Consider the following 20,532-nt stretch of genomic DNA (forward strand, 5'->3'; position numbering starts at 1 on the left):
GTTAAAAGGCTGAGATTGCTTTTGATGGCAAACGATTCATTTCCGGCTTACCACTAAGGCGGAAATCATGAAAATATGCCAGCGCAAGGGCATGAAAGCAGTCGATCAACTCTCTCGGTTTTCGCAAAAACTCACATATCAAAATTCATGGTCGAGTCAGCGGAGAATCGGTTATGAAGGGCATTAAGCGTCTCGTAAGCCAATCTACCACGTGTCTGGCCAAACCCATAGGTATCAATAGATCTCATAATGCTAGCCGTACGAATGCTATCCATGCGCGCCTCCGAAACTTGTTTAGTTAATATTTCATCACAGCCGTCTCTCGCCATCAGATCTGCCGCCACATACGAAACATCCCTCATAATATTACCAATTTGTCTGACGCTTAACCCCGGCCTTCCGTAAACTGTGGTGAAAAGCGCAACATCTGGCAGTCGACCTTGGATAAATGAGACGTCTCGCGCATTCAGATAGCGCTCTAAGTAGGGGGTGAATTCAGCAGGAGCGCTAATCTTAAAAGATCTAGCGGAATCAAAAATCAAATAGTTCCAAGACGAATCTTCATGGAAGCTAGAAAAAGTTGGTTGCCAAAACTTATTGCCTGACATGAATCTGACAGGAACAAGAAGATAAATTGTCATGGCCAAAATAAATAGGGAGCGTTCATGCGCAGAGTCATGCTCGCACATGGACCTTGCCGCCCTTAAAAGGTATTTTAGATGTCCCGTTCCCAGTCTCCCTACCAGCGATACACCCTTGCCCCCGATACTATTGACGAAAGAAGTTTCCACCTGTGAAGCGGGGTTGACCTCTAGAATTGCCTTAGCCGCTAAGTAATCGAAAACCTGGATACATATAGATTTAATCCCTGCGAGCGCTCTTGGACCGGACGCCTCGCTGGTTGATGCATTTGAAAAAGGGCGCCACCAATCATTCATTACCCGTTTACCATCATCGCCAGAAATAAATCGGCGAAAAGGACTAGTTGCTACCCAGTTATCGGGCGGTGAAGCACAAAATCTGAGGAACTCCTTAAAATCATGCGCCCGCAAACTCGAAAGCGGCTGTTGACGCTCGATCCAGGACCAGAGTAGTAGCCGCTCAGTCACTCCACGGTAGTATGCATAAGTAGAGCTAATTTCGGCCGATTGGTCATGCCGAATATAATTTGCAAGGAACAACCTGAGCGCATCAAATAGAGCTATTGGGTTATCTTCATGCTTGAACTTTTCAATATACCCACGAATCTGCGGATGCAGCTCAAAGTACTTATCCAAGGGAAGCGTGATTGTGTCTTGATCAGAATAAATTGGTCGGGGTTCAATCATCACGGTCGTTCACTTTGCAGGCCTGAACTCAAGTGTAGCTCAGACATCATTTGAGGACTACGGAGCGGTGTTCGCATCTATGAGGTGCAGGAGCATCTAGGATTTATCATCTAAGAATTACACAAAAAATCTCTAAGCCATTGAGTTTTCTAGATTAAAGGAGTTGGGCGCAGCCCGAATTATCATCAATGAGTAACATTGGTCTGGGGTCGATGCACTTGGAATTCGCGTATTTGGAGGGTAGTTCAAGGCTGCTCCGGTTAGGCCCGAACAGATAAGTCACTGATTTTCCAGGCGCATCTATGAACTACAAAATTCGCATCTATGAGTGCCGGTCACAATGGAAGTGGACACCGACGGCTGGTCACACCACAGGGGCATCTGCCCGACATCAGATTTAACATAATATGCATTATCCGAACATTCGTATTTTAGCGCTGCACCGTGGTTGCCCAGATGGTGAGCCTGCTCAAGGCCCTCATGCGTCGAACCCGGTTCATTCGTTGACCCAGGTTAAGGTTGGCTCTCGTTCCCTTGATTAAAATGCGGGCACCGTACCCTCACGGGGAATCTGTCATGACCATCATCGTAACCGGTGCCGCAGGATTCATCGGTAGCAATCTCGTACAGGCGCTCAACCAGCGCAACGAAACCGAGATCATCGCCGTCGACGATCTGACCGATGGCGACAAATTCCGCAACCTGGCCGACAGTGAGATTGCCGACTACCTGGACAAGGACGATTTTCTCGATCGCTTTGCTTGTGGTGAGTTTGGCAGCGTGCGTGCTGTGCTGCACCAGGGTGCGTGTTCAAGCACCGTCGAAGCTGATGGTCGTTTCATGATGGATAACAACTACCGGTTCAGCCGTGAATTGCTGGCGTCTGCGCAGCAGCAACGGGTCCCGCTTTTATATGCGTCATCGGCAGCTGTGTATGGCGCCGGGCAGGATTTTCGCGAACAACGTGAGTGTGAGCGCCCGCTAAACGTCTATGGCTATTCCAAGTTCCTGTTTGATCAACAGGTACGCCGGCAGTTGATGACAGCAAGCAGCCAGGTCGTCGGCTTGCGTTATTTCAACGTCTACGGGCCCCATGAACAGCATAAAGGTGCGATGGCGTCAGTGGCCCTGCACTGCTTCAACCAGTACCAGTCCCATGGAAAAGTCAGCCTGTTCGGCAGCTATGGTGACTATTCCAGCGGTGGCCATCTGCGTGATTTCGTCTCTGTGGATGATGTGGTCAAGGTCAATATGTTCTTCCTTGAGCGCCCACAGCTGAGCGGTATCTTCAATGTCGGCAGTGGTCGCGCCCAGCCGTTCAATGACGTTGCCTTGGCTGTGATCAATCGGCTGCGTGAGCAACAAGACCAATCGCCCTTGTCACTTGAGATTGCCTTGCTTGAGGGGGTGCTTGAGTACAGCGAATTTCCTGATCATTTGCGTGGCAAATACCAGTGCTACACCTGTGCTGACCTGGAGCGCTTACGCGCTGCCGGTTACCAGGCACCCACATTGACCGTCCAGCAAGGCGTGGCGCGCTACTGCGACTGGTTGCAGGGTATCAAAAGCCCGCCGCCTGCTCCGTTCAAACAGACGGCGGAAGCTTGATATTGCTTGCACTAACAAAAAACCAGTGATTATATCTCTGCATTGTTCATTGTTTGGACGATAATTGCTGATAACTACACTAAATAGACATTTAGTGTAGTTATTGACGTGCTGTTCTTCAGGAAGCTTACGAGCCATCTGCCCTACTCTTCACGACCTCAAATTAAACAACCCGCGTTCGGGCTGATTGCCGAAAGTGGCGAGGTTCAGGCATGACGGCAAAGGGAGCAAGCCCCTCGGTCAAACGTCAAGAGCACCCCGGTGCAAGGCGTTCAGCATGCGCGCGGCGTCGGCGCCCCCCTCGTCCAGCAGGCATAGCGGGATTCCGCTCAGGGCGGGTTGCGAATCGACCAGCCCTTCGCCTATCAGGGCCAGCGGGCACGCGATTTCCATCTGCAACGACCGCAAGCGCTTGGCCAAGCCGGGGTCCACCGGCACCTGGACTTTTATCACCAGTGCCGCAGGCTGCATGGCTGCACACACGATGGGTAGCTCTTCAAGTGGCTGCCCGCAACCGAGCACCTCGATACGCTGTAGCTCACTGCTCAACAGTAGCGCGGCGCACAACACACTGAGTTCGGCTTGCCCCTCGCTACCGGCTAGCAAAACCTGCGGCGCATCGACCTGGTTCACCTGCAGACGCAGCAGCAAGCGGGCGCGCAGGAAAGTGTCGAGAAACAACCACTGGCTGCGCTGGCCTGGCGCAGTGCCTGAAGCCAGGTCATGCCACACTGGCATCAGCACTTCACGCAGCACGGTGGCCTTGGGCAAGAGTGTGAACAACTGACCATGGATCCCCTCCAGTGCCGGCCGATCGAATGCCTTGGTTGCGCGCACAACGGCCGCGCGCCAATCGTCAAAGGCCGAATGCTGCTGCACAGACGCCTCAGGCTGGGCTGCGAGCAGATCACCGACCTTGCTGACGGACAGGCCGCTTGCTGTCCAGCGCAAGATGTCGCGTATGCGCTGTACATCCCGCGCCGTGTAAAGTCGGTGGCCACCCTCGGTGCGCTGCGGACGTATCAACCCATGCCGCCGCTCCCAGGCACGCAGGGTCACCGGATTGATGCCGGTCAAGCTGACAACATCGCGCATAGGTAGCAAATCGGGTGGGGTAGCGTCAGTCATAACGAGGGGATATCCGAGTGGTAGGCCATTCTAAACCCATATGCACCTTCTGCGGCGAGCCTCCTTGGTCCATCATGCAACAAACAGCGCCGATACCTTCTGCACAGAAGCTACGCTGCGCATATCGCATACAAAACGCCTGTAGGTGGGCCCTATGATCACCGCGAAACTCCTGCAACTGATGGTCGAGCATTCCAACGATGGCATCGTCGTCGCCGAGCAGGAAGGCACTGAAAGCATCCTGATTTACGCCAACCCCGCCTTCGAGCGCCTGACCGGCTATTGCGCCGACGATATCCTCTATCAGGACTGCCGTTTTCTTCAGGGCGAAGATCATGACCAGGCGGGCGTGGCAACCATCCGCGAGGCGATCCGCGAAGGCCGCCCCTGCTGCCAGGTGCTTCGCAACTACCGCAAGGACGGGAGCCTGTTCTGGAATGAGTTGTCCATCACGCCCGTGTACAACGAAGCGGACCAGCTGACGTACTACATCGGCATTCAGCGCGACGTCACCGCGCAGATATGCGCCGAGGAGAAAGTACGCGCGCTGGAGGCTGAAGTGGCTGAATTGCGCCGGCAACTGGGACAGATAGAGCGTTGACAAAAACCTATACAAGATCGGCTTTCTGTATAGATTAATGCTTGGCTTTCAGCTATACCTGTACAACAAACAACTTTTGTACAGGATTTCCTGGGGCCCAGCATGCCAGCGTACCTACAGCAATTCGTCGTGCGCCTCGCCAGGCTCGATGGGGCTAGCATCGACACGCGGGAAAAACTGTACGACGAGCTAAGACCACGGCAAGGCTATCTGCGCTGGACGCTGCAGTTTTGCCACCCACGCCTGGCCCGCGGTCACCCTGGTCAGCCCTGGCTTCGTCGACACGCCACTCATACGTCGCAACTATTTCCCCACGCGGCTGCCCTGCCCCGCCCCTGGAAATCAACTGTCCCGGTCTTTTCACATTGGTGTTGCGCCTGTCAGGGGCGCTACCCGCGCGCCTGCGCTTGGCACTCGGCCAACGCCTCGCCCGTCATGAACAGGAATGATGATCCATGCGTATCGCAATCATCGGCAGTGGCATCGCGGGGCTGACCTGCGCCCACCTGCTGTCACGCAAGCATGAAGTAACGGTTTTCGAAGCCGAGCAATGGATCGGAGGGCACACGCACACGCTCGATGTGGTCTGGAAGGGCCAGCGCCATGCAATAGATACCGGCTTCATCGTTTTCAACGACTGGACCTACCCCAATTTCATACGCTTGCTCGACCAGCTCAAGGTCACCTCGCAACCGACCGAAATGAGTTTTTCCGTGCATGATCCGATCACTGGCCTGGAATACAACGGTCACGATCTGAACACACTGTTTGCCCAACGCCGTAACCTGGTTTCCCCAGGCTTCTGGGGCATGATACGGGATATTCTGCGCTTCAACCGCCAGGCGCTGGCCGACCTGGACAACCAGCGAATCGATGCAGACACCACCCTGGGCGCCTACCTTCAGACACAGCGCTACGGGCAGCGCTTCATCGACCACTACATTGTGCCGATGGGGTCTGCGATCTGGTCGATGTCCCGCGCCGACATGCTCCATTTCCCCCTTGAGTTCTTTGTCCGTTTCTGTCGCAACCACGGCTTGCTGTCGGTCAACCAACGCCCACAGTGGCGGGTCATTGAAGGCGGTTCACGCAGCTATGTCGCGCCGCTGTGCCGACCGTTTGCTGAACGCATACGCCTCAACTGCAAGGTATCCCGGGTCAGCCGCGATGAGGGAGGCGTGACTCTGATGAGCGCGGCCGGCACCGAACGCTTCGACAATGTGGTGTTCGCCTGCCACAGCGACCAGGCTCTGGCGCTGCTGGAAACCCCAACCATGCTGGAGCGCGCTGTACTCAGCGCCATTGGCTACGCCAGCAACGATGTGGTGCTGCACACCGATACCCGCCTGCTGCCACGGCGCAAGAGCGCCTGGGCCAGCTGGAACTACCGCCTGGGCGGCCCAGAGCAAGCTCCCGCCGCGCTGACCTACAACATGAACATCCTGCAAGGAATCCAGGCACCGACAACCTTCTGCGTGAGCCTCAACCAGACCGCGCTGATAGACCCGGCGCAGGTGATCGCGCGCTTCCAGTATGCCCATCCGCAGTACAGCATTGCCGCGTCCGCCGCACAGGCGTGCCAGGCACAACTGCAGGGTCAGCAGCACAGTTACTTCTGTGGCGCTTACTGGGGAAACGGCTTTCATGAGGACGGGGTAGTCAGCGCGCTGAAGGTGGCTGCGCACTTCGGAGAGCAATTGTGAACAGCAGCCTTTGTCTGGGCTGGATCAGTCACCGTCGGCTGACCCCGCGGTGCCATGCTTTCCGTTACCGGATTGGCATGTTCTACGTGGACCTGGACGAACAAGCCTGGCTGATGGGCCTGTCACGCTGGCTGGGGCGCTGGCGCCTCGCACCGCTGTGCTGGCGCGAGACCGACTACCTGCCAGCGCAGACCCGCCACGGCAAAACCCTGGCACAGGCCGCTCGCTTGCTGGTGTGTCAGGCCACTGGGCATATGCCCGAAGGCCCGGTACGGCTGCTCACGCAACTGCGTTGCTGGGGGCTGTCGTTCAATCCGGTGAGCTTCTATTTCTGCCACGACCGCGACGGCTGCCTGACCGCAATCCTGATGGAGGTGCGCAACACCCCGTGGCGTGAGCGTTTTCATTACGTACTGCCGGTGCAAGAAAACCTTGCCAAGCAGTTCACCGTGGCCAAGGCCTTCCATGTTTCACCGTTCATGCCGGTGGACATGGACTATCACCTGCGCTTTTTCCTGAGCGCAGACCATGTACGCATCCACATGCAGAACTGGCGGGACGGCCGCAAGGTGTTCGAGGCCGACCTCGCCCTGCACCGTCAACCACTGGATGGAACCGCACTACGTCGATATGTCATGACCTTCCCATGGATGAGTCTGCGCACTGTCTCGGCCATCTACTGGCAAGCGCTACGCCTGCTACTCAAACGCACCCCCGTGCATGACCACACCACCAGCCAGAATGACCTGGCGCTGGGCCAACCTTGCGAGGACCCTGATGATGTCAAATCCCACACTGAGCGTTAGCAAGTTCGCAGGCCTTGCGCCCTTGCTCGGCGGTCTGGCACGAAGCGCCGTGCTCGCCCAGCTGGGCAAGCTTCGCCACGGCCACCTGCGCCTGCTCTGCCACGGGCAGCAGTGGAGTTTCGGTGATGTCGACAGCCCGTTACAGGCCGAGGTGGAGATCCTCGATGACGCCTCCTGGAGCCTGATCGCCGGCAATGGTTCGATCGGTGCTGGCGAGGCCTACATCCACGGCTATTGGCGAAGCCCCGACCTGGCGCTGGTGACCCGCCTGTTCGTCGCCAACCTTGAAGTGCTCGACGCGCTCGAGGGTGGCCTGGCTCGTTTCGGCCGCCCTGCCCTGCGCCTTCTGCACCGGCTCAACCGCAACAACAAACGCGGTGCCCGGCGCAATATTCTGGCCCATTACGATTTGGGCAACGCCCTGTTCGAGCGGCTGCTGGACCCCACCATGATGTATTCAGCGGCCCAGTTCGAACATGCTGGGCAAACACTGGAGCACGCCCAGTTGCGCAAGCTGGAGCGCATCTGCCAGAAACTTGAACTGCACCCCGACGATCACCTGCTGGAAATTGGCAGCGGCTGGGGCAGCCTGGCAATCCACGCAGCCACCCGTTACGGCTGCAGGGTCACCACCACAACGCTCTCCGAGGCACAGTACAGCCATACCCTGGCGCGTGTTCAGGCCTTGGGGCTTGAGCAGCGCGTGAAGGTGCTGCGCGAAGATTACCGCGACCTGCAAGGCACCTTCGACAAACTGGTTTCGATCGAAATGATCGAGGCAGTCGGCCATCGTTACCTGCCTGCGTATTTCCGCCAGTGTGCCTCGCTGCTCAAGCCCGACGGCCTGATGCTGCTGCAGGCGATCACCATCCGCGACCAGCGCTATGCCCAGGCGCGGCGCTCTGTCGACTTCATTCAACGTTATATTTTCCCAGGTGGCGCCCTGCCTTCGCTAAGCGTGTTGCTCGACACCGCCAGCCGGCACACCGCACTCAACCTCGTGCACATGGAGGACTTCGGCCAGGACTATGCCCTCACCCTGCAGCACTGGCGTGAAAACCTGCGCCTGGCGCGCACAGCACTGACGGACTTGGGCTACGACGACATGTTCCAGCGCCTGTGGGAGTTCTACCTGTGTTACTGCCAGGGCGGTTTCGAGGAGCGCACTATCGGCGTTGCACACCTGCTGTGGGCAGCGCCACTGGCGCGTCGCGCTCCATTGCCTGACGGTGCCTGATGCCTGGGCGCTGGCTCGTCGCCAATGCCGTCTGGTTACAGGCAGGCTGGTGGATCTGCGTGCTAGGCGCCGAACGCCCTTGGCTATTGCTGCTGGTGATTGCAGGTGTGGTGGTGCACCTGCGCCTGTGCCCGGATGTTAACGCCGAGGTCAAGGCGCTGTTGCGCGTCACCTTGGCCGGGTGTGTGCTCGATAGCACGCTGGGGGCGCTGGGCGTGTTCGGTTTCGACGCCTGGCCGCTGCCACTGTGGCTGGCGCTGCTGTGGCTGGTGCTGGCCAGCGGCATGCGCCACAGCCTGGCATGGGCCGGCAGGCACTGGCAGCTCGGTGCGCTGCTGGGCGCATTGGGTGGTCCCTTGGCCTACGTAGGCGGCGCAAGGGTTGCACAAGTCGCCCTGCCGTTGGGCACGCTGGAAACCGGCCTGCTACTGATGCCGATCTGGGCCTTGGCCCTGCCCCTGCTCGCGCGCCTCGCGGCGCGGCGCTGACCTGCGGCATCGCTCGGAGCAGTAGCGCACCTGCTCCCAACAGCGTGCCCAGCGCTTGCGCCAGTTGAACGGCCGACCACACACCACGCACACCTTGCTGGGCAAAAGACTCTTTTTCATAGCGGTTGCTGCGCATCGAGCTGCGCCAACAGCGCCTGGCCACGCTGCCACACGGCGTCGCGCCGGCTAGCCGTCATGCCATCCAGGCTGCGATACACCAGGGTCAAACGCGGGTTCGTCGACAGCAGCGGACGATGGCGGATGAGAAAATGCCAGTACAGGGCATTGAACGGGCAGGCATCGTCCTCCATCACATGATCGACCTTGTAACTGCAAGCCTTGCAATGATCAGACATGCGCTGGATGTATCGACCACTGGCGCAGTACGGCTTGGACCCCAGGTAGCCGCCGTCGGCGTGCATCACCATGCCGAGCGTGTTGGGCAGCTCGACCCAGTCGAAGGCATCCATGTACACCGCCAGGTACCACTCGCAAATCGCGGTGGGCACGATACCGGCCAGCAAGGCGAAGTTGCCGGTCACCATCAGTCGCTGGATATGGTGCGCGTAGCCCAACCGCAGGGTCTGGCCGATGGCTTGCTCCATGCAGCGCATGCGGGTGCGCCCGGTCCAATAGAATTCAGGTAACGCTCGGTCGTTGCCCAGGTGATTGAGTCCGGCATACTCCGGCATGCGCAGCCAGTAGATACCGTGCACATACTCGCGCCAGCCGATCAACTGGCGAATGAAGCCTTCAGCTGCATTAAGCGGCACCCGCCCCTCGCGCCAGGCCTGGTCGACCTCCTCACACAGACATCGCACATCCAGAAGCCCGATGTTGAGCGCCGCACTGATGCGCGCATGGAACAGGTATGGCTCGCCCTCGGCCATCGCGTCCTGGTAGTCGCCGAATGCCGCCAGGCCAAAATCCAGAAAATGCTGCCACAGTTGTTGTGCCTCGGCATGGGTCACGGGGTAGTCAAAGCCGTCGATGTCCCCGTAGTGGTCGCTGAAGCGCCGACGGACCAGGGCGACCACCGCTGCCGTGATCCCGTCCTGCGCGAAATGCGCAGCGAACGGCCCACGTAACTGGCGAGGTAATGGCTTGCGGTTGTCACCATCAAAATTCCAGGCCCCACCTGCCGGGCTGCCGTCGGGCTCCATAAGCAGGCCGGTTCGCTTGCGCATGCCACGGTAGAAGTGCTCCATACGCAGTTGACGACGCTCATGGGCCCAGCGCGCAAAAGCCTCCCGGGAGCACAGAAAACGCGTGTCGCGATGCCACACGAGGGGCAATGCGGCATCACGCAAAGCCTGCTCCAGGCGCCACTCTCCGCACTCGGTCAGGTGAATGTGCGTGGCGCCCAAGGTGTGTTGCCAGCGGTGCAACTCGCCAACGATGCTGCCGCTATTGCCATAAGCATCGAGCTCGACATAATGCACCTGCCAACCCCGCTCACGCAGGGCCTGGGCAAAGTGCCGCATGGCGCTGAATATAAGCACGATCTTGAGCGGATGATGCGGCACGTAGCGGGCTTCACCCTCCACCTCCGCCATCAGAACAGCATCGCGGGCGGGGTCAAGGGCAGCCAGGCTCGCCAGGTCGAACGACAGCTGGTCACCCAGCACAAGGCCCAGGCGCATCCTTCAGGCTACCATTGGCTGGTGAGCGTTACCGGTACGCGCAGCGGCGCAATGGGGCCGTCACGTTGCCCGCACATCTCATCATGCACCACCTGCTGTACCAGCATGCAGGGCACGGTTGGCAGGTCGGCCAACAGCTGCCGTAGCTCGGTAGTGGAGCGCACGCGAACGGGCTGCCCATGGGCATCGCTCAATGTCACAGGGCCGGCGTCGGTCAAGGCACGCAGGAGGTAGAAGCCACCCTCCAGCGACAGCAGTTCAAGTTCCTTTGCTTCGCCGGTCGAGACCAGCTGGGTAAGCGCGATCAGGTTCATGGTGTGCCCTCTGGCAGGCGGCGGAAGAACAGGGTGATCTGGCCGATTTCAACGCCCAGCTTGCTCATGCTTGAACGGTTGATCAGCGTGTCGTCATCCATGAGGTACATCCAGTCGTCCAGGTCTACCTGCCAGTGCCGCCCGTCAACTGGCAGGTCCAACTGGTACCGCCATCGCAGCGCGTTACCCGCCACTTCGCCGCGCGCCTCGCCGATCACGTCCCCAGCGGTACCCCGCCAGCGGCCAGGGCCGTCTGGCACCAGTGTCCAGGTCCGCTGCTGGCGAGTGCCATCGCTGTAGAGAAAATGTTCGTCGAGGATCAGCCGCTCGCCTTCGCGGCGGCTGTCGATCCGTACGTGGAAGCGCTTGACCACTTCCCCGGAACGCTTCTGGAACATCCCCCAGGCCTGCACCGGTCGCGAGAAGAATGCAGCCAGGTCCAGTTTCGGTTGCTCCTTGGCATAGTGCTCGACACCGACATTGCCACAGCTGCCCAGAAGCAGGCAGGACACCAGCAACAGCACTTTGTACATGTTCATGTTCCTCAGTCGTTGCCAGCCAGCCCAAGCAGGCGCTGGCGCAGTTGTGTATCCCGGGCTCCGGGGTCGAGCCAGATGGCAAAAAACGCCCTGGCAAAGACCGGGTCGGCGATTTCGCGGCTGAATTTACCGTCGACGTAAAAGCGGCAGCCCTGCCCCGGCAGGTACAAGCCGGTAATGCGCATGCCGGGGCGCACATCCACGAATGCCTCTTCAATCCCGCGGGTCCACGCCGTGCGTTGTTGCGGCGTTATGCTGCCACCGTTGAGGCGGCGCATTTCCTCGAGGCTGGCCTGTACCAAGGTGTCCCTGGACAAGGAACGGTGGTAGAGGAGCTCAAGGGCGAATGGCTGGTTCCAGTCATGAACTTGCCCTGCTGTCCATAATTGCGCTGTATACAGACGCAGACCAAACCAGGTGAACTCACCACTCCCAAGCCGTTGCGCCCCAGGCAGCTCCGCCCTCCAGCCCGCGGCCGCCGAAAAGGCAGCCAGTAGCAGACAGAGGCAAGCCCAACGACCACGGTGCGCCATACTGACCTCGAGCACGCGTAAATACTGTACAACGATAGCATCTTGTATAGATATTGCGCTAATACTGCATAGATTTTTCATGCGCAGCGCCAGATTTCGCTCACCCCACCATCTGTGTGGTGAAGAGCATGACCGCCCAGGCCACGGCAACCGAGTCTGGGGTTGCGTTGCGCCGAATACGGAAGACAGTCAGCGCCCCCAGAGGCAGGCGTGTGACACAAAGGCCCAGCACCATGGACAAGACGGTAGCAACGGTAGGGAGATCGCTCATGCTGCCTCTTGCTGATCACGACTCTGGACAGCGTAGGTGGCGAACACCAAAATTCGCACAAATGAGTACGGGTAGTCAGGGGGGCTTGGCGCAAGATCTTCAGTCCCTGGGAATACGGGCGCCGCGCGGTCGGCGCAGGATTTACGCGCTACGACAGGCCTCATGGCAGGCTGTCCGAACTAAAAAACCACAGCGTCACTAGCCCAAGGAGCCTGCCTTGTCAGAACACACTCAGTGCGGCGTGAAGCCCAGCGACTCTGCCTGGTCGGTGTTTTTGGTGTTCTTGCGCCTGGGGCTGACGTCTTTCGGTGGCCCCATCGCGCATCTGGGTTACTTTCGTGAAGCATTTGTCGCGCGCCGCCAGTGGCTCAGTGAGCGCAGTTATGCCGAGCTGGTCGCCGTGTGCCAACTGCTTCCCGGCCCCGCCAGCAGCCAGGTCGGCATTGCTCTGGGCCTTTCGCGGGCGGGGTTCGCGGGCGCTGTCGCCGCGTGGGCAGGGTTCACATTGCCATCGGCCATCCTGTTGACGCTGTGTGCTCAGGGCCTGGGTGCATGGGGAGGTGGCGCCCCAAGTGGCCTGTTGCACGGCCTGAAAATCGTCGCAGTTGCCGTGGTGGCCCAGGCGGTGTGGGGCATGGCACGTAGCCTTTGCACCGATGTTGCACGGGTAACCATCGCCCTGTTCGCTGCCTGTACCGCGCTGTTGTTACCCAACGCAATCGGGCAAATAGCCGTGATCTCAGGCTCGGCCATCACAGGCTTGATCCTGCTCAAGCCTCCGGGCTCCCCTGCAGGGGAAGAGCTGCCGTTTTCAGTCAGCCGAAAGGCCGGGCTGGCTGCGCTGGTAGTGTTCTTTGCCTTGTTGATCGGCTTGCCGCTATTGACCCGCATCTGGCCCTCGCAAGCACTGGCAATGGTCAACGCCTTTTATAGCGCAGGCTCACTGGTATTCGGCGGCGGGCATGTCGTTCTACCGTTGCTGGAGTCGGCCACAGTAGCCAATGGCTGGGTCGCAAATGACACCTTTCTGGCAGGTTATGGCCTGGCGCAGGCCATACCGGGCCCACTCTTCACGTTTGCAGCCTTTCTGGGCGCCTCGATGAGCGTGCAGCCATCCGGCTGGGTGGGCGCGACCGTTGGCATTCTCGCCATTTTCACCCCCTCCTTCCTGTTGGTGATCGGTGTGGTTCCCTTCTGGGAAACACTGCGGCGCAGCGCCCGCAGCCAGTCAGCGCTTGCCGGGGTAAACGCCGGCGTGGTCGGACTTCTGCTGGCTGCCTTGTACCAACCGGTGTGGACGAGCGCCATCGCCAAGCCAGCAGACTTGGCATGGGCGCTGATCGCCTTGATGGCCCTGATGTTCTGGAAGTGGCCGGCATGGTTGGTTGTCCTGGGCTGCGGCGTGTTCGGTTGGCTGCTCAGCAGCACCTTCTAGAGGCCGTTGAGACAGTATTGGGCAGCTCACTACAAAGGAAGCGACACGACGGCAGCCAGCCCACCAGTGGCCCTGCAATTGCCCTGGCTGTAGCATTTTTGTTCAGGCCAGCCCGCCAAAGCGCTGGTAGAAACCCTCGTTCACATCCGGCAAAGGCCCGTCGGCCGTCTCCAGCGCCGCATTCAGCCACTCCTCTGCCTTGGCAAACACCAGCCGATACAGGTTACGGCACAACTGCCGCGCAGCTCTTCCCTCCCAATCCCCTGGCAGCAGCTCGTCTGGCAGTTGCGGGTCGCGCAACAGCAGGCGGCGGTACTCGTGAATCAGCAGGGTGCGCGCCAGGAAGCAATCTTGCGCATCGAGCAATTGCTGCTCTTTTAGGCTCTGCCACAGCGGCCTGAACAGCTGGATGAACTCGCTGTACTGCTGCCCCAACTCATCGATACGCCAGCTCTCCCGCACCTGGGCGCGCATGGCCTTGGACGCGAGCACTTCCTGGGTGTGGGTTTCGAAGACGATACTGTCGTCGCTGGCTTCCAGGTCACGCAAGGTTGCGGTCAGATCAGCGCGGTCTGCCCGTGGGCAGCCAAGCAGGTTCGGCGCCATGGCGCCAAACCCCTGCCATTCCAGCTCTTCACGCAAGGCCTTGCGCTTGCCGGCCTCAAGCTGCGACAGCAACACCAGCGTCCAGGCGCCATCCCAGGCCGGCTGGCTCGGGCTGTAGACACGTTTGAAGGCTTTTTCGAAACGGCGGCGGCCAGTGCCCGTCAGGCTGTAGTAACTGCGTCGGCCAACCTTTTCAGCGGTGAGCCAACCCTCTTTGGTGAGGCGAAAGATCGACGTGCGGATCAGTCGTTCGTTGATGCCGATCGGCTCCAGCAGGTTGATCAGGCTACCCAGCCAGACGGTCCCCCCATGGGGCTCGATGGCATCGCCGTACAAGGTGATGATCAGTGAGCTGGCGCGGATTGGCGTCTGCTCCTGAAAGCGAGTGATCAGGTTGTTCAGTGGGGCAAGATTGCTCATGGGCGAACTGTGCGCGGATAAAGCACCGACTATACCTGTGCGGCGGGCCGCCTGGCCATTGCGTGACGCTACCAGGCTCATGCCGAAGCCTGGCCTTTGGGTCGGACACCGGTATCTTCCATGCGCGGGCGCCCCGGTTCGGCTTCGGCCAATGGCGGGCATTCGACCATGCTGTTCATGCAGCGCTGCGCCAGGTGCTGATACTCCGCAGTACCGCGCTGCTTCCAGGCCAACTCCTGTTCGCTCAAGGGCCGTTTGACCTGGGCCGGCGACCCCATCACCAGGCTTTGCGCTTCACATGCGAAGCCGGCTTTGACGAACGCCGTCGCCGCGACGATGCAGCGTGGTGCGACATGGGCGCCATCCATCACCACTGCGTTCATGCCGATCAAGGCGTCCTCGCCCACTTTGCAGCCGTGCAGCACAGCGCCATGACCGACATGTCCGTTTCGTTCTACCACCGTGTCGCCACCCGGAAAACCATGCATTACACAGGTGTCCTGCAAGTTGGCGCCCTCTTCCAGCACGATGCGGCCGAAATCACCCCTGAGCGATGCCAAGGGCCCTATGTAGCAACGTGGGCCGACGATGACGTCGCCAATCAGTACTGCGCTTGGGTGCACATAGGCTGTGGGGTGAACCACAGGCGTCAAGCCGTCCAGTCGATAGCAAGGCATGGAAGCTCCAGAAATGATTTGAAATGGCACCCGATCTTGTATCAAAAAATATTTGGTCGTCAATCGGCGTAGTCGTGTATCGCTTTCTATTCGCTAGGCTTTCTCCGCAAAACTGGCAATAAGATCAGCGAACTCGCAATGATCATCGCCGAATACGGCTTTTTCACTGCACGACAGCAACACTATAATTCGCAGCAAGAGATACACAAAACAATTTCCAGTGTTGCATTCACGTATCACGTAATGCATATACTGACCCCCACCTGGTCGTGATCCAGCGTCACGCCCCTGCAAACAATTCCAAGAAATGCCGGCCCCACGATGTGCCGTGCGTGCAGCCAGAGGAACCCGACATGCCGCGATATCTCGATGTGCCGGCGCCGGAAAACGGCGTTCAGCTCATTACCCTGCAACGGCCCGAGGCACTGAACGCCCTGTGTACCGAGTTACTGGCAGAGCTGGCCACTGCGCTCGACGCAGCCGCCCGGGATGACCAGATAGGCGCTGTGGTGCTCACCGGCAGCCGCAAGGCGTTCGCCGCAGGCGCTGACATCCGCGAAATGGCCGAGCGCGACCTGGTCGGCATCCTCAACGACCCTCGAGTAGCCCACTGGCAACGTATCGCCGCGTTTGCCAAGCCGCTGATTGCGGCGGTCAACGGCTACGCCCTGGGTGGCGGTTGCGAATTGGTGATGTGTGCCGACATCGTCATCGCCGGTACCGACGCCCGCTTCGGCCAGCCGGAGGTCAACCTCGGCATCATCCCCGGTGCTGGCGGCACACAGCGCCTGTTGCGTGCCGTCGGCAAGCCGCTGGCCATGCAGATGGTGCTGACCGGCGAAGCCATCACCGCCCGTCACGCCCAGCAAGCCGGCCTGGTCAGCGAAATAACCCAGCCCGAATTCACCGTAGAACGCGCCATGCAGATCGCCCGCAACATCGCCGCCAAGGCGCCGCTGGCAGTGCGCCTGGCAAAAGAGGCGCTGCTCAAGGCCGGTGATACCGACCTGGCCAGTGGCCTGCGCTTCGAACGCCATGCATTCACCCTGCTGGCCGGCACCGCCGACCGTGACGAAGGCATTCGGGCCTTTCAGGAAAAGCGCCCGGCGCGCTTCCAAGGCCGCTGATCATTTACCCCTCGACTGACGGAGCGAGTCTGTCATGACTTTCCAGCACATCCTGTTTTCCATCGAGGACGGCGTCGCCTTCCTCTCCTTGAACCGCCCCGAGCAACTGAACAGCTTCAACGCCGCCATGCACCTTGAAGTGCGCGAAGCCCTCAAGCAAGTTCGCCAGAGCAGTGATGCACGGGTGCTGTTGCTGACGGCTGAGGGCCGCGGCTTTTGCGCCGGCCAGGACCTGTCCGACCGTAACGTCGCCCCAGACGCCGAGGTGCCAGACCTGGGCGAATCGATCGACAAGTTCTACAACCCGTTGGTACGCACCCTGCGCGACCTGCCGCTGCCGGTGATCTGTGCGGTAAATGGTGTGGCCGCCGGCGCCGGTGCCAACATCCCACTGGCCTGCGATCTGGTGCTGGCCGCCCGATCGGCCAGCTTCATTCAGGCATTTTGCAAGATCGGCCTGGTGCCGGACTCTGGTGGTACCTGGTTGCTGCCGCGCCTGGTCGGCATGGCGCGGGCTAAAGCACTGGCCATGCTGGGCGAGCGGCTTGGTGCCGAACAGGCCCAGCAATGGGGGCTGATCCACCGCGTGGTGGACGATGCCGCACTGCGCGACGAAGCCCTCACCCTCGCTCGCCAGCTCGCCAGCCAGCCCACCTATGGCCTTGCGCTGATCAAGCGCAGCCTCAATGCCAGTTTCGACAACGGCTTCGATGAACAACTGGAACTCGAGCGCGACCTGCAACGCTTGGCCGGGCGCAGCGAGGACTACCGTGAAGGCGTGAGCGCCTTCATGAACAAGCGCACACCCGCATTCAAGGGGCGCTGAACATGGGCGCACTCGCAAGCACAGTGCAAGTAGCGGTGATCGGTGCCGGTGCCATGGGCGCCGGCATCGCCCAGGTCGCAGCCCAGGCCGGTCACCCGGTAAAGCTTTACGACAACCGCCCGGGGGCTGCCGCCCAGGCAGTGACCGGTATAGAACGGCAACTCGCCCGGCTCGTGGAAAAAGGCAAGCTGCAGGCCGTAGAGCGCGAAATGATCAGCCTTCGGCTATGCCCGGTCGACACGCTCGAAGCATTGGCTGATGCCGGCCTGGTGATCGAAGCCATCGTCGAGAACCTGCAGGTCAAGCAGGCGCTCTTCAGCCAGCTAGAAGCTCTGTGCACGGCTGATTGCATCATGGCCAGCAACACTTCGTCGCTGTCCATTACCAGCCTGGCTGCAGGCCTTGCACGCCCGCAGCAGGTGGTGGGCATGCACTTCTTCAACCCGGCACCGCTGATGGCGCTGGTCGAGGTGGTGTCAGGCCTGGCAACCGAACCGGCAGTGGCCGCGTGTATCTACGACACCGCCCAGGCCTGGGGCAAACAGCCGGTGCACACGCGCTCGACACCGGGCTTTATCGTCAACCGTGTGGCACGGCCTTTCTATGCCGAGAGCCTGCGCCTGCTACAGGAAGGCGCAGCGGACTGCGCCAGCCTTGATGCGCTGCTTCGCGATGCGGGTGGCTTCCGCATGGGGGCCTTCGAGCTTACCGACCTGATCGGCCACGACGTCAACTACGCCGTTACGTGCTCAGTGTTCGATGCGTTCTATGGGGACTTCCGCTTCCAGCCTTCACTAATGCAAAAAGAGCTGGTGGATGCCGGCCGCCTCGGCCGCAAGAGTGGCCAAGGCTTCTATAGCTACGCCGAAGGCGCGCAGCGCCCAGCGCCGGCCGAACTGCACAGCCCCGCCACCGCCGAAGCCTGTGTTATCGAGGGGCATCTGGGTGTGCTGCAGCCACTGGCCGAACGCCTGCGCCGTAACGGCATTGCCGTCACCCAGCGCGCCGGCAGCGGCGTGATCCTGGTCGGTGATGCCACACTGGCACTATCCGATGGCCGCCTCGCCAGCCAGCGCGCCCGTGAAGATGGCCTGCGCAATCTGGTCCTGCTCGATCTCGCGCTGGACTACAACACAGCCTCGCGTATTGCCATCAGCTGGTCGGCCGATACCAGCGAAACCGCTCGCGACCAGGCTGTGGCCCTGCTGCAGCGGGCCGACCTCAAGGTTACTGCGGTCGCCGACCTGCCCGGCCTGGTGGTACTGCGCACCGTGGCAATGCTCGCCAACGAGGCCGCCGATGCAGTGCTGCAGGGCGTCGGCAGCGCCGCCGACATCGACCTGGCCATGCGCGCCGGTGTCAATTACCCCTGCGGCCCGCTGGCCTGGGCGACCAACATCGGTATTGCCCACACCCTGCGCGTGCTCGACAACCTGCAGCGCAGCTATGGCGAGAGCCGCTACCGCCCTTCCCTGTTGTTACGTCGCTGCGAGGCCAAAGGAGGCACCCTGCATGACTGAACTCGAACTGGCACAAGCCTGTGCCGACGCCATGTATGCCCGCGACCCGGCCACCCAGGGCCTGGGCATCAGCCTGCTGGATGCCGGCCCGGGCCGGGCAAGCCTGCGTATGACGGTACGCGCCGACATGATCCAGGGTCACGGCACGTGCCATGGCGGGTTCCTTTTCGCCCTGGCCGACTCGGCGTTTGCTTTTGCCTGTAACAGCTATGACCAGGCCACCGTGGCGCTGGGCTGCAGCATTGACTACCTGGCCCCGGCATTGCGCGATGACGTGCTCACCGCCGACGCCAGCGAGGTCAGCCGCAAAGGCCGCACCGGCCTGTACGACGTGCGCATCCACAACCAGCGCGGTGAGCTGGTGGCGATGTTCCATGGCAAATCCTACAAAGTGCGCGGCACCGTGCTGGCGCAGGAGACGCAAGATGACTGAACACAACCTCGCCGATGCCTTGATCATCGACGCCGTGCGCACCCCCATCGGCCGCTATGCCGGGGCCTTGAGCGGCGTACGTGCCGACGACCTCGCCGCCATCCCGCTGAAGGCCTTGATCCAGCGCCACCCCGAGCTTGACTGGAAAGCGATCGACGACGTGATCCTCGGCTGTGCCAACCAGGCCGGCGAAGACAACCGCAACGTGGCGCACATGGCCAGCCTGCTGGCCGGGCTGCCGATGGAAGTGCCCGGGACCACGATCAACCGACTGTGTGGTTCCGGCCTGGACGCCATCGGCAACGCGGCCCGCGCCCTGCGCTGCGGTGAAGCCGGGCTGATGCTGGCTGGCGGCGTAGAGTCGATGTCGCGTGCACCCTTCGTGATGGGTAAGTCGGAGCAGGCGTTCGGCCGCGCAGCGGAGTTGTTCGACACCACCATCGGTTGGCGCTTCGTCAACCCACTGATGAAGGCTGCCTACGGCACCGATTCGATGCCGGAAACTGCCGAGAACGTGGCTGAACAGTTTGGCATTTCCCGCGTCGATCAGGATGCCTTCGCCCTGCGCAGCCAGCACAAGGCGGCTGCAGCTCAGGCCTGCGGCCGCCTGGCGCAAGAAATCGTACCGGTCGAGATCCCGCAGCGTAAAGGACCGGCCAAACGGGTGGAGCACGACGAGCATCCGCGCGGCGACACGACGCTGGAACAACTGGCCCGCCTCGGCACGCCATTCCGTGAGGGCGGTAGCGTCACCGCCGGCAATGCCTCCGGCGTCAACGACGGCGCCTGTGCACTGCTGCTGGCCAGCAGCGCCGCTGCCCGGCGCCATGGCCTGAAAGCCCGCGGTCGTATCGTCGGCATGGCGGTGGCCGGCGTTGAGCCACGGCTGATGGGCATCGGCCCGGTACCCGCAACCCGGAAGGTGCTTGAGCTTACGGGATTGTCGTTGGCCGACCTGGACGTCATCGAACTCAACGAAGCGTTCGCCGCCCAGGGCTTGGCAGTGTTGCGCGAGCTGGGCCTGGCCGACGACGACCCCCGGGTCAACCGCAACGGCGGAGCCATCGCCCTCGGACATCCACTGGGCATGAGTGGTGCCCGTCTGGTTACAACCGCCCTCCACGAGCTGGAAGTAACCGCCGGGCGCTATGCCCTTTGCACCATGTGCATCGGGGTTGGCCAAGGCATAGCCATGGTCATCGAGCGCCTCTGAGCGGGTCAGACCATCAGCCTGTTACCGAACCGAACGCAGCCGTATATGCTGCGCTCATGACACTCACCGCGTGGCT

22 protein-coding genes and 1 pseudogene are annotated in these 20,532 nt (G+C 60.7%); 13 read left to right on the top strand and 10 right to left on the bottom strand.

All coding sequences use genetic code 11. The features are described from left to right. Positions 1-131 precede the first annotated feature (131 nt). Entirely contained in the window at positions 132-1,331 is a 1,200-nt protein-coding gene (locus tag SB765_RS01420; RefSeq protein WP_143512516.1) for a hypothetical protein, read from the bottom strand. Between the two features lie 573 nt (positions 1,332-1,904). Between SB765_RS01420 and rfaD the strand changes: the two genes are divergently transcribed. Beyond that, positions 1,905-2,936: an ADP-glyceromanno-heptose 6-epimerase gene (gene rfaD / locus SB765_RS01425; protein ID WP_410911773.1), complete on the top strand. Its 1,032-nt coding sequence runs from the start codon at positions 1,905-1,907 to the stop codon at positions 2,934-2,936. A 240-nt stretch (positions 2,937-3,176) separates the two neighbouring features. On the opposite strand, the gene SB765_RS01430 is transcribed toward rfaD, so the two are convergent. Further along, positions 3,177-4,064, bottom strand: a complete 888-nt coding sequence (locus tag SB765_RS01430) for a MerR family transcriptional regulator (protein WP_410930800.1) — start codon at positions 4,062-4,064, stop codon at positions 3,177-3,179. 154 nt (positions 4,065-4,218) lie between these two features. Between SB765_RS01430 and SB765_RS01435 the strand changes: the two genes are divergently transcribed. From SB765_RS01435 to SB765_RS01460, 6 genes and pseudogenes are all read left to right on the top strand, one after another. Next, positions 4,219-4,665, top strand: a complete 447-nt coding sequence (locus tag SB765_RS01435; RefSeq protein ID WP_197897503.1) for a PAS domain S-box protein — start codon at positions 4,219-4,221, stop codon at positions 4,663-4,665. Between the two features lie 250 nt (positions 4,666-4,915). Continuing rightward, positions 4,916-5,114: pseudogene (locus tag SB765_RS01440) on the top strand (short-chain dehydrogenase); the annotation flags it as partial. A gap of 6 nt (positions 5,115-5,120) precedes the next feature. Continuing rightward, positions 5,121-6,368: an NAD(P)/FAD-dependent oxidoreductase gene (locus SB765_RS01445; RefSeq protein WP_410911617.1), complete on the top strand. Its 1,248-nt coding sequence runs from the start codon at positions 5,121-5,123 to the stop codon at positions 6,366-6,368. Further along, positions 6,365-7,174 carry a DUF1365 domain-containing protein gene (locus SB765_RS01450; RefSeq protein ID WP_341795572.1) on the top strand — a complete coding sequence of 270 codons (810 nt, stop codon included), beginning with the start codon at positions 6,365-6,367 and terminating at the stop codon, positions 7,172-7,174. Before SB765_RS01445 ends, SB765_RS01450 begins: the two co-directional genes overlap by 4 nt. Next, positions 7,149-8,411 carry an SAM-dependent methyltransferase gene (locus tag SB765_RS01455; protein WP_063424247.1) on the top strand — a complete coding sequence of 421 codons (1,263 nt, stop codon included), beginning with the start codon at positions 7,149-7,151 and terminating at the stop codon, positions 8,409-8,411. Before SB765_RS01450 ends, SB765_RS01455 begins: the two co-directional genes overlap by 26 nt. Beyond that, complete coding sequence (locus SB765_RS01460) at positions 8,411-8,899, top strand: DUF2878 domain-containing protein (RefSeq protein WP_341795570.1); 489 nt, start codon at positions 8,411-8,413, stop codon at positions 8,897-8,899. The genes SB765_RS01455 and SB765_RS01460 overlap by 1 nt, the downstream gene beginning before the upstream one ends. On the opposite strand, the gene SB765_RS01465 is transcribed toward SB765_RS01460, so the two are convergent. From SB765_RS01465 to SB765_RS01490, 6 genes are all read right to left on the bottom strand, one after another. Continuing rightward, on the bottom strand, positions 8,837-9,019 hold the full coding sequence (locus SB765_RS01465) for a DUF2256 domain-containing protein (RefSeq protein ID WP_082421981.1): 183 nt from the start codon (positions 9,017-9,019) through the stop codon (positions 8,837-8,839). The genes SB765_RS01460 and SB765_RS01465 overlap by 63 nt on opposite strands. Beyond that, positions 9,016-10,542, bottom strand: coding sequence for a cryptochrome/photolyase family protein (locus SB765_RS01470; protein ID WP_410930801.1), 1,527 nt, complete (start codon positions 10,540-10,542; stop codon positions 9,016-9,018). The genes SB765_RS01465 and SB765_RS01470 overlap by 4 nt, the downstream gene beginning before the upstream one ends. Positions 10,543-10,550: 8 nt before the next feature. Continuing rightward, the gene (locus SB765_RS01475; RefSeq protein ID WP_016499695.1) at positions 10,551-10,856 is read right to left on the bottom strand and encodes a DUF6482 family protein; all 306 of its coding nucleotides are present in this window, start codon (positions 10,854-10,856) and stop codon (positions 10,551-10,553) included. After that, positions 10,853-11,389 (bottom strand): DUF3833 domain-containing protein, encoded by a 537-nt coding sequence (locus SB765_RS01480; protein WP_341798883.1) that lies wholly within the window; start codon positions 11,387-11,389, stop codon positions 10,853-10,855. Before SB765_RS01480 ends, SB765_RS01475 begins: the two co-directional genes overlap by 4 nt. A gap of 11 nt (positions 11,390-11,400) precedes the next feature. Further along, positions 11,401-11,928: a chalcone isomerase family protein gene (locus SB765_RS01485; RefSeq protein ID WP_410930802.1), complete on the bottom strand. Its 528-nt coding sequence runs from the start codon at positions 11,926-11,928 to the stop codon at positions 11,401-11,403. A 100-nt stretch (positions 11,929-12,028) separates the two neighbouring features. Further along, positions 12,029-12,199, bottom strand: coding sequence for a hypothetical protein (locus tag SB765_RS01490; protein ID WP_341798942.1), 171 nt, complete (start codon positions 12,197-12,199; stop codon positions 12,029-12,031). Positions 12,200-12,416: 217 nt separating this feature from the next. Here SB765_RS01490 and chrA point away from each other — a divergent pair, with 217 nt between their 5' ends. After that, a complete protein-coding gene (gene chrA / locus SB765_RS01495; protein WP_410911623.1) occupies positions 12,417-13,634 on the top strand; it encodes a chromate efflux transporter in 1,218 nt (405 codons plus the stop codon). A 102-nt stretch (positions 13,635-13,736) separates the two neighbouring features. Here the strand turns inward: chrA and paaX are convergent, their stop codons facing one another. After that, positions 13,737-14,660: a phenylacetic acid degradation operon negative regulatory protein PaaX gene (gene paaX, locus SB765_RS01500; RefSeq protein ID WP_410911625.1), complete on the bottom strand. Its 924-nt coding sequence runs from the start codon at positions 14,658-14,660 to the stop codon at positions 13,737-13,739. A gap of 77 nt (positions 14,661-14,737) precedes the next feature. Beyond that, positions 14,738-15,337, bottom strand: a complete 600-nt coding sequence (paaY, locus tag SB765_RS01505; RefSeq protein ID WP_016499682.1) for a phenylacetic acid degradation protein PaaY — start codon at positions 15,335-15,337, stop codon at positions 14,738-14,740. A 353-nt stretch (positions 15,338-15,690) separates the two neighbouring features. Here paaY and paaF point away from each other — a divergent pair, with 353 nt between their 5' ends. Genes paaF through pcaF form a run of 5 tightly spaced genes read left to right on the top strand, consistent with a single transcriptional unit; the run spans position 15,691 to position 20,456 of the window. Continuing rightward, positions 15,691-16,464 carry a 2,3-dehydroadipyl-CoA hydratase PaaF gene (gene paaF, locus SB765_RS01510; RefSeq protein ID WP_410911626.1) on the top strand — a complete coding sequence of 258 codons (774 nt, stop codon included), beginning with the start codon at positions 15,691-15,693 and terminating at the stop codon, positions 16,462-16,464. A 34-nt stretch (positions 16,465-16,498) separates the two neighbouring features. Further along, on the top strand, positions 16,499-17,290 hold the full coding sequence (gene paaG / locus SB765_RS01515) for a 2-(1,2-epoxy-1,2-dihydrophenyl)acetyl-CoA isomerase PaaG (RefSeq protein WP_410911628.1): 792 nt from the start codon (positions 16,499-16,501) through the stop codon (positions 17,288-17,290). A gap of 2 nt (positions 17,291-17,292) precedes the next feature. Next, positions 17,293-18,810, top strand: coding sequence for a 3-hydroxyacyl-CoA dehydrogenase PaaH (paaH, locus tag SB765_RS01520; RefSeq protein WP_410911630.1), 1,518 nt, complete (start codon positions 17,293-17,295; stop codon positions 18,808-18,810). After that, positions 18,803-19,243 (top strand): hydroxyphenylacetyl-CoA thioesterase PaaI, encoded by a 441-nt coding sequence (gene paaI, locus SB765_RS01525; RefSeq protein WP_264363306.1) that lies wholly within the window; start codon positions 18,803-18,805, stop codon positions 19,241-19,243. Before paaH ends, paaI begins: the two co-directional genes overlap by 8 nt. Beyond that, positions 19,236-20,456: a 3-oxoadipyl-CoA thiolase gene (pcaF, locus tag SB765_RS01530; protein WP_410911632.1), complete on the top strand. Its 1,221-nt coding sequence runs from the start codon at positions 19,236-19,238 to the stop codon at positions 20,454-20,456. Before paaI ends, pcaF begins: the two co-directional genes overlap by 8 nt. The last annotated feature ends 76 nt before the right edge of the window (positions 20,457-20,532 follow it).

It is taken from the genome of Pseudomonas sp. SIMBA_067 (genome assembly GCF_046534675.1).
Classification (GTDB): Bacteria; Pseudomonadota; Gammaproteobacteria; order Pseudomonadales; family Pseudomonadaceae; genus Aquipseudomonas; species Aquipseudomonas putida.